At 68.8% G+C, this 13,887-nt stretch carries 19 protein-coding genes; 9 read left to right on the top strand and 10 right to left on the bottom strand.

Features of this window, described 5'->3' with window-relative positions:
- Positions 1-120 precede the first annotated feature (120 nt).
- Genes ACGF5G_RS08300 through ACGF5G_RS08275 form a run of 6 tightly spaced genes read right to left on the bottom strand, consistent with a single transcriptional unit; the run spans position 121 to position 2,957 of the window.
- Positions 121-420, bottom strand: coding sequence for a hypothetical protein (locus tag ACGF5G_RS08300; protein ID WP_393260124.1), 300 nt, complete (start codon positions 418-420; stop codon positions 121-123).
- A 3-nt stretch (positions 421-423) separates the two neighbouring features.
- Entirely contained in the window at positions 424-1,014 is a 591-nt protein-coding gene (locus ACGF5G_RS08295) for a DUF6221 family protein (protein WP_393260121.1), read from the bottom strand.
- On the bottom strand, positions 1,011-1,193 hold the full coding sequence (locus ACGF5G_RS08290) for a hypothetical protein (protein ID WP_393260118.1): 183 nt from the start codon (positions 1,191-1,193) through the stop codon (positions 1,011-1,013). Before ACGF5G_RS08290 ends, ACGF5G_RS08295 begins: the two co-directional genes overlap by 4 nt.
- Positions 1,190-1,438 carry a hypothetical protein gene (locus ACGF5G_RS08285; RefSeq protein ID WP_393260115.1) on the bottom strand — a complete coding sequence of 83 codons (249 nt, stop codon included), beginning with the start codon at positions 1,436-1,438 and terminating at the stop codon, positions 1,190-1,192. Before ACGF5G_RS08285 ends, ACGF5G_RS08290 begins: the two co-directional genes overlap by 4 nt.
- Positions 1,439-1,458: 20 nt before the next feature.
- Positions 1,459-2,589 (bottom strand): hypothetical protein, encoded by a 1,131-nt coding sequence (locus tag ACGF5G_RS08280; RefSeq protein ID WP_393260113.1) that lies wholly within the window; start codon positions 2,587-2,589, stop codon positions 1,459-1,461.
- Positions 2,586-2,957, bottom strand: coding sequence for a hypothetical protein (locus ACGF5G_RS08275; RefSeq protein ID WP_393260110.1), 372 nt, complete (start codon positions 2,955-2,957; stop codon positions 2,586-2,588). Before ACGF5G_RS08275 ends, ACGF5G_RS08280 begins: the two co-directional genes overlap by 4 nt.
- Positions 2,958-3,032: 75 nt before the next feature.
- Between ACGF5G_RS08275 and ACGF5G_RS08270 the strand changes: the two genes are divergently transcribed.
- On the top strand, positions 3,033-3,719 hold the full coding sequence (locus tag ACGF5G_RS08270; protein ID WP_393260107.1) for a hypothetical protein: 687 nt from the start codon (positions 3,033-3,035) through the stop codon (positions 3,717-3,719).
- Positions 3,720-3,846: 127 nt separating this feature from the next.
- Here ACGF5G_RS08270 and ACGF5G_RS08265 read toward each other — a convergent pair whose 3' ends face one another.
- Complete coding sequence (locus ACGF5G_RS08265; protein WP_393260105.1) at positions 3,847-5,013, bottom strand: tyrosine-type recombinase/integrase; 1,167 nt, start codon at positions 5,011-5,013, stop codon at positions 3,847-3,849.
- A gap of 208 nt (positions 5,014-5,221) precedes the next feature.
- Here ACGF5G_RS08265 and ACGF5G_RS08260 point away from each other — a divergent pair, with 208 nt between their 5' ends.
- Both ACGF5G_RS08260 and ACGF5G_RS08255 read left to right on the top strand, forming a co-directional pair.
- Positions 5,222-5,623, top strand: coding sequence for a hypothetical protein (locus ACGF5G_RS08260; protein WP_393260103.1), 402 nt, complete (start codon positions 5,222-5,224; stop codon positions 5,621-5,623).
- A 97-nt stretch (positions 5,624-5,720) separates the two neighbouring features.
- Positions 5,721-6,218, top strand: coding sequence for a hypothetical protein (locus tag ACGF5G_RS08255; protein WP_393260100.1), 498 nt, complete (start codon positions 5,721-5,723; stop codon positions 6,216-6,218).
- A gap of 65 nt (positions 6,219-6,283) precedes the next feature.
- Here ACGF5G_RS08255 and ACGF5G_RS08250 read toward each other — a convergent pair whose 3' ends face one another.
- Positions 6,284-6,853: a hypothetical protein gene (locus ACGF5G_RS08250; protein WP_393260098.1), complete on the bottom strand. Its 570-nt coding sequence runs from the start codon at positions 6,851-6,853 to the stop codon at positions 6,284-6,286.
- 111 nt (positions 6,854-6,964) lie between these two features.
- On the opposite strand from ACGF5G_RS08250, the gene ACGF5G_RS08245 reads away from it, so the two are divergent.
- On the top strand, positions 6,965-7,612 hold the full coding sequence (locus ACGF5G_RS08245; protein ID WP_393260096.1) for a hypothetical protein: 648 nt from the start codon (positions 6,965-6,967) through the stop codon (positions 7,610-7,612).
- A 126-nt stretch (positions 7,613-7,738) separates the two neighbouring features.
- Here ACGF5G_RS08245 and ACGF5G_RS08240 read toward each other — a convergent pair whose 3' ends face one another.
- Together ACGF5G_RS08240 and ACGF5G_RS08235 are read right to left on the bottom strand one after the other, a co-directional pair.
- Positions 7,739-7,954 carry a DUF397 domain-containing protein gene (locus tag ACGF5G_RS08240; protein WP_393260093.1) on the bottom strand — a complete coding sequence of 72 codons (216 nt, stop codon included), beginning with the start codon at positions 7,952-7,954 and terminating at the stop codon, positions 7,739-7,741.
- A 20-nt stretch (positions 7,955-7,974) separates the two neighbouring features.
- Positions 7,975-8,826: a helix-turn-helix domain-containing protein gene (locus ACGF5G_RS08235; RefSeq protein ID WP_393260090.1), complete on the bottom strand. Its 852-nt coding sequence runs from the start codon at positions 8,824-8,826 to the stop codon at positions 7,975-7,977.
- A 235-nt stretch (positions 8,827-9,061) separates the two neighbouring features.
- On the opposite strand from ACGF5G_RS08235, the gene ACGF5G_RS08230 reads away from it, so the two are divergent.
- From ACGF5G_RS08230 to ACGF5G_RS08210, 5 genes are all read left to right on the top strand, one after another.
- On the top strand, positions 9,062-9,691 hold the full coding sequence (locus ACGF5G_RS08230; RefSeq protein ID WP_393260087.1) for a GPP34 family phosphoprotein: 630 nt from the start codon (positions 9,062-9,064) through the stop codon (positions 9,689-9,691).
- A 137-nt stretch (positions 9,692-9,828) separates the two neighbouring features.
- A complete protein-coding gene (locus ACGF5G_RS08225; RefSeq protein WP_393260664.1) occupies positions 9,829-11,247 on the top strand; it encodes an APC family permease in 1,419 nt (472 codons plus the stop codon).
- Positions 11,247-11,924 (top strand): GNAT family N-acetyltransferase, encoded by a 678-nt coding sequence (locus ACGF5G_RS08220; RefSeq protein WP_393260084.1) that lies wholly within the window; start codon positions 11,247-11,249, stop codon positions 11,922-11,924. Before ACGF5G_RS08225 ends, ACGF5G_RS08220 begins: the two co-directional genes overlap by 1 nt.
- Positions 11,925-12,058: 134 nt before the next feature.
- Positions 12,059-12,205 carry a hypothetical protein gene (locus ACGF5G_RS08215; RefSeq protein ID WP_393260081.1) on the top strand — a complete coding sequence of 49 codons (147 nt, stop codon included), beginning with the start codon at positions 12,059-12,061 and terminating at the stop codon, positions 12,203-12,205.
- 73 nt (positions 12,206-12,278) lie between these two features.
- Positions 12,279-13,868: a hypothetical protein gene (locus ACGF5G_RS08210; protein ID WP_393260078.1), complete on the top strand. Its 1,590-nt coding sequence runs from the start codon at positions 12,279-12,281 to the stop codon at positions 13,866-13,868.
- Positions 13,869-13,887 lie beyond the last annotated feature (19 nt).

Below are 13,887 nucleotides of genomic sequence, written 5' to 3'. Positions count from 1 at the left end.
TCTTCTCCGATCCCGCCGGCGGCGGTGCCGTTATCGTGGGTGGTGGTCCAGCGCCGTGAGGCGCACTGGGGGGACCGTGGCGGGCGCTCGGGGGGCTTGGAGCGCCCGCCGCACCACCGGTCAGTCGCGCCCGGCCAGGTGCCGGCGTAGGTCTCGAAGCGCACGGCGTCTCGTCCAGCCGTGGCCGCAGCGGGTGCCCCTGAAGCGGTGTTCGGCTAGGTAGCCGTTGAACGAGTTCTTCGCCACACGCCAGTTGCGGGCCCGAACGCTGCGGACGACGTAGCGGACCTCGCGCCGGCAGTTGCTGTAGGCCGCGTAGATCGCGTCCCGGTGGCGGGCGCGCAAGGCTCGACCCAAGCCGAGCAGGCACGCCAGGACGCCGACGGGGTAGATGTCGATCAGGGGGCGACGGGCATGCATGCCTTAGTTCTCTTCGATCAGCGGCGGGTGGCAGGGGCAGGTGTAGGCCGGCGGGAATAGCCGCTCGGGGCACCACCTGGGCCGCCAGTCGGGATGGTCCTCGTGCTTGCGGCCTTCGAGCATCAGGGCGTACGTCAGGGCCCAGATCCGGCCGCGCAGCATCCAGGCCTCGGCCCGGGTCTGCTCGATCATCGTGTGGTCGTAGGGCTTTTCCTGCGGCAGCGCGACCAGCGCGCTGAGCAGCTCGGCGTTGGCGTCGCGGCGGCGGATCTCCTTCCGCCAGCGGGCGAGCAGATGCCGGACGGCGGCCACCTCCCGCAGCGTGCGGTACGGGCTGTGGCGGGCGATGTGCGCGGCGACCGCGCCGGCGCTGCGTGCCACGTCGCCGGCGTACGCCTCGGCCACCAACCATCCGGGCTGGCCGGCATGGTTCATGGCGATGACGGTCTCCGGCTCGAAGTGACCCGCCTCGATGTCGCTGCCGTTGCGCCACACGCGGCCGGCGTCGGCCATCCGGGCAACCAGCTCGACCTCGTCCAGGCGCTTCTCGACGAAGGCGAGCAGGGCGGCGATCTCTGCCTCGTGGCCGCTCACGCCCCGGGCTCCTCCCGGCGCCGGTTGGCGCAGGACGCGACGTGCTGCCCACGCTCGCACCGCCAGGGCCAGCTGCTGGCATCGAACTCGCACTGGTCGGTGCTGAACTGCTCCATCACGGACTCCAGCGAGACCCATCCGCCCTCGCCGTACTCCCTGTTCGGCTTGAGGTCGATCATCCCCGGGCCATCTGGAACTCGGTGACGCTGCGCGGACCGGGCCCGAGCAGGGCGTGCCGGAAGGCCAGGCTGCGGTCCTCGTCGGTGGCGTACCCGAGCAGCGTGTCCTGGCCGTCCTGGCCGAGCACGACGAGGTGCTCCCGGGTCGCGTTCGGGCCGAGAATGGTGCCGGGCTCCGGCGCGGTGGCGTAGCGGATGCGCCCGGCAACGAACCGCCGCTGGCCGGCGTAGTCGATCATGCTCATGCTCTGCTCCTGTCGGTCGGCTATCGCCGTCGGGTGGGGTCGATGCGCCTCGGCGCTCGTTGCGTGCGCTGCGGCCCGTGCTGGCGGTTCCGCTTCGCGTCGATGGCTCGTTGCGCGGCGAAGGCGTCGGTCATGCCGGACATGAGGGCGACGAGCCTGCGCATCTGCTCTGCGGCCAGGCGGACGGAGACAGCAATCGATTGGGGGATCCGGTGCCTCGACCTCACGGTGGCGTCCATTGACGCGCCTTCGCGGCCATGCCAGCCGCGCGACTCGTCGACCACGAGCCCCTCGTCGGAGGTGTACCCGACCTCAACCCAGCCGTCGCGGCTCGGGCGGCCCCCCTCGTCGAGGGGTGCCCAGAACACCCGCCCCTGCCCCTCTTCGGCGACGCGGATGGCCTCCTGCTGCACGTCGGCGAGAACGTCCGACAGCGGGTAGTCCCAGGGCAGGCGGACCGCCAGGGACAGCATCGTCTCCAGCTCCCGCCATGGACGGTCGAGACTGGCGTAGCGGGACAGACTGTCCGGAGCAAGAAGCATGAGCACGGTGTCGTCGCCGTAGCGCAGCGCCAGTTGCAGACCTCCGCTGGTGAGTCTGCGCCTTACCGTCGCCGACAGGTCGGCCGGCGGCATCGTGCCGCCGCAGTGCGGGCATCGCCGCCAGGTGCGCAACGGGCGCTCGCAGCCGAAGCCCTGGACGACGAGGATGTCCGGGGCGTCCCGGCGGGCGCAGCCAGCACAGGGGGGCAGGTACGCCAGCGGGTTGTCCGACTCCATTCGCAGCGCGTCCGCTAGGTCGCCGTCGCCGAGCATGGAGACGGCCTGTTCGACGGTCATGGCTAGCTCGCCGGGCGCTCGCTCGGGGGCATCCGGTCGCTCCCGCAGCGCCGTCGACCAGCGTTCGTCGGCCTGTCGGTGCATGCGCTCGACCGGGTCTTCGCGCCGCTGCCGGCGCATCTCCTCGGCGCGCTCGGTGTCGCCATCGGCCACTGCGGCCTGCTGGCGGCGGTAGCTCGTCGCGCAGGCCTCGCTGGCGAAGTAGAGGCTGGGGCTGGCGTCGGTGAGCGCGACGTCGCAGCCGCAGGCGCACTCGTCCTGGCGGGCCTCGGCCACTGCGGCGTCGATGCTGGCCAGTGCGTCGTCGCTCATCGCCGCCACCTCGTGAAGCGGCCCTGCGGGAGCACCGTCGAGCGGCCGGGGCGGTCGACGTAGGGGATGGACAGGTGGAGCATGATCTGCCAGCCCCACCTGGAGGCGGTCTCATCCTCGAACAGGTGCATCGGCCTTGCGGCCCCGAGGATGTGCGCCTTGCTGGAGGCCTCGCGCAGCGCCTGCTTCGCCGGGCACGTGCACCAGGCTGGACCGAGGAGCTTCTGGGCGTCGTCCTGCTGCCTGGCGATCGTCCAGGCCGCGCAGTCGTCGGCGTGTGCAGCGGCGGCCTCGCGCTGGTCGGCGTAGATCTGCTCCTGAAGCCAGCCGCCGAGCGTAGGGCCCGCCAGGGGATGCGGCGTGGTCATGGGGGCGAGGGTGACGATCTTCGCTGGTTCCGGCAATCCGGCGGGTCACGCGGTCGCCGCCGTAGACTGTCGCGCATGCTCCCCGGCCGCGCCGCGTACCTGCCGACGGTGCGCACCCACACCGTTGGCAGCCGTCAGGATGTGGCGGATGCCGTCGCGAGCCGTTGGGTCCGCAGGATCTTGAGGGACGCCCCGCGCGCAGCAGTGCACGAGCTGGCCCCTGAGGGCTTCGCCATCGCGCTGAACAGCGACGCAGACGTCCGGCTCGACTTGGTCGAGCCAGCTGGCGAACGAGGCTTCCTTGTCCGCGATCACGAAGGGTATTGGCCAACCTACTGGCCCAGCCAGGACGTAGCCTTCTACGTCGCAAGGACTCGACAGATGATCCGACTGCTACCCCGCGAGGGTCGCGAGCTGAGTCATTGGATAGCGCCCGGGGTGTACGGCAAGCCCTACTCGGCGCTGCCGGCCGTCAGGCGGCACATCGCGCACCTACATCCGAACGCGGACAACTGGGTCGCCAGCACATCGCGCATCCGAGGGCACCGCCTCAGCTTCGTCGTGTTCCACGGGGCATGGCCAACCAGCGTCGACCACCTCTGTGAGCGGCAGAGGTGCGTGAATCCACGCCATCTGGAAGACACAACCTGGCTGGAGAACAACGACCGCGCGTCGCTGACGACGAAGGAACGCCAGCGGCTCATGAGCGCCGCAGTTGCACGATACGAGCGGAATCGGCTGCCCCTCTTCGTTGAGCGGTAGCCCGACGCTTCCGGGGGTGTGGCCGCAGGCGGCCGAACGGGCGGTCGCCGGTGTCCCCGGTACCGCCCGCCCGACTGGCCGCCAGAAGCGCGCTGAAGTCGTTGTCGCAGGTCAGAGTGCTCGGTTCTCAGTCGTCGTCGAGGTCTTCCCACAGCTCGGCAGCGACGGCGACGGAGGCCTCGGCCAGCTCGACGCTCTCCTCCGCCCACTCCTCGAAGGCGCTGCCCAGGCGCTCGCGCTCCTCGCGGACCCGGGCGAGTCGGCGGCCGACCGTGAAGGTCGGAGCGTTCTCCGGGCGATGGTGGCTGCGGTCGTAGCCCTCGGTGGTTTCCGACTTGGCGTGGCCCATGTCCAGCTGCAGCGCACGGATCGAGACGCCCTCCTGGATGCTGATGGAGGCGTAGGTGCGACGCAGGTCGTGCGGCGAGAGTGTGCCGGGAATGCCAGCAGCCTCACCCAGTCGCCTGACCAGGCGGTACGCAGTCTGCCTCGTCAGGGGCTGGCCGCCCTCAGTGGACAGCAGGGTTCGCTTGGCGGTGCGGGCGCCGGCCTGCAGGGCGGGCAGCTGGCTGGTCGCTGGCCGGACCGCCAGCCAGGCCCGGATCTTCTCGTCGACGTATGGGTCCACTGCCTTGGTGATGGTCTTGCCGCCCTTGGCCACGTAGGTGATCTGCGCTCCCTGGTCACCCTCGGCCAGGTAGCCCTCGATCTTCAGATTGATCGCCTCCGACACGCGCATGCCGGCGCACAGCATGAGCGCGATGAGCAGTGCGCTGCGCTCGGGCATGCGACGCGGGCCGGAGTCGGTCTCGGCCGCGTCGAGCAGCGCCAGAGCCTGCGCGTCGTTGAGGGCGCGCCCGGCGGTGCCCGGGGTGCGCCGCTTCGGCTTCTCCTTCGCCCGGAGTCGGTGGGTGGGGTTGACGTCGATGATCTCGTCGGCGAAGAGCGAGTCGTAGAACGAGGAGACCGCAGAGACTCGACGCGCCTGGGTGCCGGACGCCTGCCCGCTGGATGCCAACTCGGCCACCCACCGCTTCAGCTCAGCCTTGGTGACCGACATGGGGTTGATGCCCCATCGGTGACACCATGGGAGGAAAGCTAGGGGATTGTGCCTGTCGGGGTTTTCGTGCTTGCACCCATGCTTTGGGTACCTGCACCCGAAGAGATCGCCTCTGTACTCTTCGCGGGTCTTGAGGTTGGAAAGACCGTCTGTGAACTCGTATGCCCGATTCACCGCGTCCCAGAATCGAGCCTCGGCTTCATCGACGAAAGTCGCTACTTCCACTGTGCTCACGAATGCATCCTAATGGTTGTTAGGTACGGACGATGCCCAAGACGAGCCGTCGTTGCCATCTGTTACCACACGGTGACTCCTAGCGCCCAGAGCAGATTGCAGCCGCCCGAGCACCCTTCGTGATCGGGTTTGGCTGTGAGCCGACATCGCCTACATGAGACATGGCCGGACTACCCTGACGACCGGACCGTCCCCGAAGGAGCGACCCGTGAGCGAGCCCCGCAAGATCACCCTCGACGACGTCGACCGGATCCTCAACGAACACCCAACCCTCGGCGAATACGGCTACAACCACCCGGATGCCGACACCGCGGAGGAATTGGACATCTCGCGGCGGAGGCTTCGCCGACAGGTCGCCGACATCCAGTCGGCCTACGACTGGCTCCTGACGCTGCACCCGCTGCCGGACGGCGGGCTGTGGCCCACGAGCTACAGCCTCAAGCACGATGGCGAGCGCTCCGGCAAGATCGGCTACGTCACCAACGGGGCGATGATCGTCGCGGCACTGCTCGCCCAGCTGCCGATGCGACTCGATCCGCCGAACCCTGCCGTCAGGGTGGCGCTGACCGCACCGCGGCCGACGCCGCCGGCGGACGGCTTCACCGCCTGAGGTGCTGTAACCCTGCGCAGCCGTAGGGCAGGATGAGGTCTTCCCCCATCACCCGGCCGCTCCACCTACCGGCGCGGCGAGACCGAAGGAGCCTCAGGTGGCGCACCTCGGCATGACCAAGATTCCCGCCGGCATCACCTGGACGCCGCTGAAGATGACCTGCGGCTGCGTCATCGACTGGGGGTGGGACTCGAACAAGGTCCCACCCCCGGTGTTCATCCAGTGGTGCATCAGCACGGTCGGCACCAACTGCCCCTGGCATGGCGGAGAAACCGGCCAGGCCGTGCCTCGCCCCGACCACGAGACGATCGCCCTGACCAATCCCGCCGACGGCGTCTCCTTCTACGCCCGTAAGGCCACCGGCGACGACATCGCCCTCGGCGAGCGTCTCGCCGAAGAGCTACGGCAACTGATGGACAAGGTCACCAACGACAAGCTCGCCGTGATCAAGGAGATCCCACTCAAGTACCGCAAGTGGCTGTACGCCAACGGCTACGACCCCCTGGAGGCATGGCTCGACCAGCGCCTCACCGACATCGTCCTCAACCGCGGGGTGGGTAGCGTGCCGCCAGAGATTCTCGAAATGATGGACTGACGGCCAGGCAGCCCGCCTTGCCGCAAGCCAGGGTGACGCCGAGCGCGCTGCGTCCGCCCCGCGGGCTACTGGCTGGCCTCGTCCTCCGGCTCTCGCGCGCCAATTCGGTCGTCGAGAACGACCGGTGGGACCGGCTTCGCCGCAGGGTCATCCGGGTCCACCTGGTCGACCATTGCGGCGAAGGCCCGGTAAAGCCGCTTGGCCAAAGCCGCCTCCCCAGGCCAGGCCACCATTGAGCGATCGTGCGTCCGGAAGAGAATCAGGGACACCTGCTGGCCGGACAGCTGGACGCGCACCATGTGCCCATCGAGCGCCTCGACGCGCCCGGCGGTTTGGCTTGGACTCCGCCAGCCGACCGTCGAATCAAGCATGACATCCAGCCTCTGCCACGTGTCCGCGTGGCAGACCAGCTCAACGACACTTATCCCAACCGCGGTCTCCAGCCGGCGCGGATGCAGCACCTTCGCCGCACGGTCAGCCTTCTCGCGCTCCTGCAACTCTTCAGCAGCGCGCACGTCCTCCGCGGCGCGGGCCTCGCGCCGGAGGCGGCGCTCGCGGGCCACGGCGTCGCGCTCCGCCTGCTCCTCCGGGGTCAGGTGTCCTCGGGCGATCCGGATGAAGTCAGCAAGGCTCACCACGTGCTCCTTCTCGGGGATGGGTCCCCATTAGACCACCCGGCTACGTCGATTCCTCAGTAGTCGCGTGCCGGACAGTGTCCGCTCGACGACCCAGGAACGATCTGAAGCATGAGACGAATCCTCACTACTGCAGCGATCGTTGCGCTGCTAGCCATTGCTGGCTGCGGCGGCGACCAGCAGGAGAAGGCAGCGGCCGACAGATCTCCCTCCCCCGCGACCACGACCGCCTCGCCCACCCCGTCGCCGTCGCCGTCGCCGTCGCCGAGCACGGCCACGCCGACCACGAGCCCGCCGGCGCCGCCGAGCCCGACGCCGGCGTGGACGCCGTGCGATCTTGAGCGGGAGTTCTACGAGGGCGGGTGCGACGACGACTTCATCAGCGGCGACGCCTGCGACGCTTCGTACTACTCGCAACAGGTGGGGAGCCTGATCGACGCCTACATCGAGAACAGGATCCACGTGGATGCCGCGCGTCTCAAGGACTGCCCCCAGTTCCTGCCTACCTGGAAGAAGGCGCAGACGGGCATGGAGGAAGGCAGCTTCGAGGTGGGCAAGGAGGTCAAGCCCGGCACCTACCAGACCACCGCGCACCTGATCGACGGCAAGGTCACCGACTGCTACTGGGAGCGCACCGGCTCCAACGGGCGCATCATCGCCAACGACTTCATCACCGCGACGACCAAGGTCCGGGTGACGATCCGGTCGTCGGACGAGATGTTCACCAGCCGCAACTGCGGCAACTGGATCCGGGTGTAGACGTCGCGCGGTCGATCAGTCGCATGACCGACAGTTCGGCTCCTGGTCGCGTGGACAATACGACAAGGCCCCGTGGCGCTACCTCCGTCACGGGGCCTTGCTCCTTGGTGTGGATCAGCCGGCTGCTCAGCCCTTCGCGCTGAATCGGCCCGCCTTGACACCATCAACGAAGCCGGTCCAGCTGTCCTCGCTGAACCGCAGGACCGGGCCCGAGCCCTGGTCCTTGGTGTCGCGCACCCCCATCCCGTCGCCCCGGCCGAGGTTCACCTCGACGCAGGCGTTGTGAGGATCGCTTCTCGTGCTCTTGTACCATCCATCGCTGGGCAGCGCGGTGGTATCCATCCCTGACCTGCCTTTCTTTACTACAGCGCCTTAACGACCTTCGTGATCAGCTCGGCGGACTGTCTATCCGACAGAGCTGCGCCACGAAGGTAGTTCAGGCTATCGCCGACGCGCGCCACGTCCTTCGGGTCGTCCAGGTAGACGCCGCCGCCCAGGTTCTCGATGTAGACGACTGCCGGGTCCTCCTCGGCGAACTCGAAGAAGTGGAAGCCCGATCCCATCGGATCGTACGCGCCCTCCGCGAACGGAATTACCTGAAGGTTGACGTTGGGACGCTCGCCGGCCTCCAGCAGGTAGAGCAACTGCTCGCGCATGACGCCAGCGCCGCCCACCTGACGATGGAGGATCGCCTCGTCGATCACAGCCCAGAGCGTGGGCGGATGCTTCCGGTCGAGCACCTGCTTGCGCTCCATGCGGGCGTTGGTCTTGCGTTCGATGGTCTCAGAGTCGAGGGTTGGGCGCCCGGCGCGGATGAGTTCCCGCGCGTATGCCTCGGTCTGCAGGAGCCCCGGCACGAAGGAGACCTCGTAGTTGCCGATCGTAGTTGCGTCGGTCTCCAGTCCGACGAAGGTGCGCATCGCTGCGGTGAGGATGTCGTCGTACGGATGCCACCATCCGCGAAGTCGGGCAGTCCGGGCGAGCTGTACCAGTTCCTCCGCTTCCGGACCCGTGACGCCGTAGACCCTCAGCAACTCCAGGACGTCGCCAGGTCGCACGCCTCGCTTGCCCGTTTCCATGCGGCTCACCCGACTCGCACTGCAACCGAGTTCCTTTGCGACCTGCTCACAGGAGAGTCCGCGCTCCTTGCGCAGGGCGTAGAGCCTGGCGTTGAGCCGTCGGCGGCGAAGGGTCGGGCTATTCGGAGCGCTCATCGTGACCCCTTGTCCTCGGTCCGCTGTGTAACCGACTGAGTTTGCCGAACCTTTCCCGCTTGCGCAAGAGGCCAATCGGCAACCTCGATTTTGGCATCTTGCCAATCGGCGCGCAGCCGTACATCCTGTTGCAGTTCCACGGCTACCGACGGCGGGTCGATCGTAGCTCTGCGCTATCCCCGCAGTCGGTTCGACCCGCTCCGTCCGGATCTTCAGCACGGGAAGGGCTCTCGCGGTGCCTCTCGCCGACGACTTCTACCTCTTGACCCACAGTGACACGTCCGGCCGCCCATACCTCAACACCCGCGCCATCGCCCTCGGCCTGGCAGCCGCGCTGCTCGCCGAGCTGGTCATGGAGAACAAGCTGAAGATCGGCGGCGGTCGCGTCGTGCCGGTCTCGCCGGTCACCCCACCCAGCGACGCGCTGGCCCACATGGTGTTCGAGCAGATCGTGCGCGACCCACAGCACCACGACCTGCGCACGTGGCTGAGCTTCCTCAGCGTGACCTCCTACGACCAGGTGGCCATGCGCTTGGTACACGCCGGCCGCCTGCGCCGCGCGGTCGTCCGTGGCCTGCTCCGGCAGCGGGAGGAGCTGGTCCCGGTCGATTCGAGCGACGCCGCCCGACCCGCCGTGATGCTCGTCTACCACGCGACCCGACGGCTTGACTTCGACCTGGCGGGCCTGACCCTCGCCTACCTCGTCGACGTCACGGGGATGACCCCCGTGGCGCTTGAGGCAGCCGACCCCAATGACATCGCCTATCTGCGTAGGCAGCTGAGCCGGCTCTGGCCGCCGATGCGCGAGCTGGGCGAGGAGGTCCGCACCGCAATCGGCGACGCGGTTCTCAGCCACCGCATGTAGATCGCACCACCCCCGTCCATCCCCGCCTCCCAGGAGTGTCCGTGACCACCGCTCCCCCCCCACTGCGCCGCGTGAGCAACGTGGCCAACACCCTTGCGCAGAACAAGCTGGGCATCCCCTCGGTCGTCTTCTTTGTGATGGCCGCCGCCGCCCCGTTGACTGTCGCCGCCGGCGGTGTAACAGCCGGGTACGCGATCACCGGCCAGATCAGCATGCCCGTGGCGTACCTCGCCGTCGCAGTCATGCTCGCCCTGTTCGCCGTCGGCTTCGTCGCGATGAGCAGGCACGTCGTCAACGCCGGCGCGTTCTACACCTACATCAGCCGCGGGCTCGGTAAGCCTGCCGGCGCCGGCGGCGCCCTGGTCGCCCTGGTCGCCTACAACGCGATGCAGATCGGCCTCTACGGCGGTTTCGGTGTCGTACTGAAGCAGTTCCTCGCCAACCATCTCGACATGAACGTGCACTGGCTGCTCTGCGCGCTGCCGGCGTGGGCCCTGGTCGCCACGCTCGGCCTGCTGCGAGTCGACCTCAACGGCAAGGTCCTGGCCGTCCTGCTGGTCGCCGAGTGTGCCGTCGCCGCGGTGTTCAGTGCCGTCATGGTCACGCATCCCGCCGACGGCCGGCTCAGCTTCGCCACCCTCGATCCGTCCCTGCTGTGGGCCGCAGGTATCGGCGCGGCTTTGGTCACCGCCATCACCGGGTTCGTCGGCATCGAAGCCACGGTGGTGTTCAGCGAGGAAACGAAGGACCCCAAGCGCACAGTCGCTCGCGCCACCTACATCGCCGTCGGCATCATCGGTGTGCTCTACGGCGGGGCCGCATGGGCCATGTCCGTTGCCACGGGGCCCAGCCGGATCGTCGAGCGCGCCACCAGCGACGGCACTCAGCTGATCTTCAACCTGGTCACGCCGTACGTCGGACAGACTCTCATCACCCTCGGCGAGCTGCTGTTCATCACCAGCCTGTTCGCCGCACTGCTGTCGTTCCACAACACCGTCGCCCGGTACGCATTCGCCCTCGGCCGCGAGCGGGTGTTGCCAGCGGCGCTCGGTCGCACCAGCCGGCGCAGCGGCGCCCCGAAAGCCGGGTCGGTCGTCCAGACCGCGCTCGCCTTCATCGTGCTCGCCGGCTACGCCATCTCGGGCGCCGATCCGTACGTGCACTTGTTCTTCTGGATCACGGTCTTTGGCGGACTTGGGGTTCTGGTCCTCATGGTCCTCACCTCCGCCGCGGTGGTCTCGTACTTCACCCAGGACGCTCGCGGCGAGAGCCCCTTCCGCGTCTTCGCCGCACCCGCCCTGGCCACCCTGCTCCTGGGCCTGGTCCTGTTCATCACCGTCAAGGAGTTCGACACGCTGCTCGGGGTCGCCGCCACGTCGCCGCTGCGGTGGGCTTTCCCCGCCGCATACCTGGTCGCCATCGCTGTCGGTGCCTGCTGGGCCCTCGCGCTGCGCTCCACTCGACCCGAGGTGTACGCCTCCATCGGACGCGGGGCGAACGCCGCCAGCGCGACCGACGAGCACGAGGCCATCCCGGCCGGCTTCGGAGCGCGCTGATGGGCCGCAACGGCGGCCACTGGCCGTCCCCCGTGCTGCCCAACCGCGGCATCCGCCGAGCCACGGCCGACGACGTGCCGGAGCTGACCGAACTGCTCGCCCAAGCCTTCCTACACGGGCCGGTGGCGGACTGGCTCGTGCCCGGCGACCCCGACGCCCGACTGGAGGTGTACCTCGAATACTTCGCCATGTACGCCGACGACGCCGTGCGCAACGGCGAGGTCGAGGTCAACGAGGACCTGACCTGCGCGGCCCTGTGGTACCCGGCGGGCCACGCCGGATGGCCGGCCAACTACAGCAGCAGGCTCCATACGCTGGCTGGCCCGCACCTGCCGCGATTCAGACAGCTCGACCAGGCGTTCTCCCGGGCGCACCCCGCGGGGGAGCACGACTACCTGGCCTTCCTGGCGGTCGACCCGTTGCGGCAGGGCATGGGGCAGGGCACGCGCATGCTCCGCCATCACCACGTGCGGCTCGACGCGATCGGCCGGGCCGCTTACCTGGAGGCCAGCAACACCCGCAATCGTGATCTCTATCTGCGCCACGGCTATGTGGTGCTCGACGAGATCACGCTCCCCGACGGGCCGCCGGTATGGCCGATGCGGCGCACGCCTGCCCCTCCGGCCACGCCGTCACCTGCCGGCTCGCCCGAGGGCGTCGACGATGACGGCGACTGAGCGCTCGATGCTTTCGCCGGCCGCGCCCTGAGCTGGCGACAGAGTCTCGGCAGGCAGCGTCAACGGCGCCGCGGCCTGCCGGTCCGACCCGCTCACGCGGGAACGCAACCGATCGCCGAAAGGAGGTGATTTCTATGCAGCAGCAGAGGCCTCTATCGCTCGTCGAGAGCCTGTTCATCGGGCCCGAGACGTTGACGGTGCCGTCCGTGGTCAGCCGCATGAAGTACAAGAAGCAGCGGGGCAGCTCGGACACCATCACCACCGCCGATGTCTTCAACTGATCCGACCCCGCGCCGGCCAGGGCGGCAGGCCCTGGCCGGCGCACCCCTACCGGCCGAGCACGAGGAGGAGTACATGCTCCGCTTCAGCATCACAGAGCGCTCTGACCCGCAGTGGATCTGGACAAGCACGGGGCGCTGGAGGTCGGGTGAAAGCTGGATCGAGCCCATCGCCCACCCGGCGCTGGAATCCATCCTGATCACCAACGGCCACGAGGTTGCCGTCATCGCACGGGAGCGGAGCGCCCGAGCGCCACAACTTCACCCCTGGACCGAGCCCGGGCGCGTCGTCGCCCTCGGCCCCGACGCCTACCACGAGACGGTGCGCGGAGCCGAACAGTGGCACCTGGACCGCGTAATCCTGCGCATGAGCACTGGCGATGGTGTCACCCTCGCCGCCGGCGTGCAGAACGTCGCCCCGATCTACCTCACCATCGACGGCGAGGCTCTGCGCGGATCCTGGGACCTCGTCGAGCTGGCGCGAGGCTGCGGCACTGACGACCTCGTGCGCTACATGCTCACCCGAACGCTGAGCTACTTCCAGCGCTACTCCAGCGTCACGCACTTCCGATCTATCCGGCACCTGACGGAGCGCGCAGTCGCCCGCTTCCAGGACGGCCGACTGACCCTGCGGTACCCGCCGGACGCCCTGCACGCCGAGCCGCGGCAACTGCACCCTGACGCCGACGTCGTCGACGGACTGAACTCCCTGCTGGAGTCGCTGGCCCAGGACCGCATCCTCAATCCGTCCAGCTCGGCGGTGACCCTGTCTGGCGGCATGGACTCGGCCAATGTCGCACTCACCCTCGGCGCCCTGCACCCCGGGTTGATCGCGGCTGCCGCGATGCTGGTCGACGGCGACGCCGGCCGGCAGCAGCGACGCCGTCGACGGGAGCTGGTAGAGGTCGCGAAGATGGGCAGCGACACGACCGTTCACGCGTTCGACTATCCGCCGCTCAACCCCGACGTAGTGGCGTTCGGTGGCAGCCTCAACCCCGACGAGGAGGGATTCGCTGACGCGATCGGCCAGATGGTTGACCAGTTGGCACAACGCGGCATCGACACCTCCTTCGGCGGGGTTGGCGGGGACGAGATGCTGGCGCTGTCCGCCGATGAGCGCGACTTCTCCGGCAACCCCGATGACCTGACGCTCCCTGTCTGGCTCACCCTTGAGGCCCGCGAGGAGATGCTGGCCGCCGAGAGCGAGATTGCGCCGGCTTCCGTAGTCAACGAGGTGACCCTGTCCGGGCTCGCCAACCACAATGCGCTGTACCTCAAGCGGGGCATCTGGCCCATCGAGCTGCTGGCGCACCCCGCCGCGATCCGGTTCGGGGAGTGGCTGCCGCCGGAGTGGCGCCGACGTAAGCGCGTGTTCCGTGAGCGGCTGCGCCGATACGGTGCCTCCGAGGCCGTCGTCGAGCCTGCTCTCCCTGAGGACCTCGGCGGGCTGATGGCCCACGGGGTGTATCGCCACGGCCTGCCGATGCTGCGCCGATTCCTCTCCGGCCACCTACTGCTGGGCGAGCTGGGCGTCGTCGACCCCGACCGGCTTCGGCTGGCCGTCGACCGGGCCGCTGCGGGGCGGGAGCGGGATGTGGACTACCGGCTGTATCCGGTGGCTGCCACGGAGGTCCGCCTCCGGCGGCTGGCTGGCCTGTCGGAGTAGCCCAGGGGGGCATCAAGAC

Origin of the sequence: Micromonospora sp. NPDC047730, assembly GCF_043204765.1 — a bacterium.
Classification (GTDB): Bacteria; Actinomycetota; Actinomycetes; order Mycobacteriales; family Micromonosporaceae; genus Micromonospora.
The sequence above is the reverse complement of the archived record's forward strand: the minus strand, read 5'-3'. Positions and strand labels throughout refer to the sequence as shown.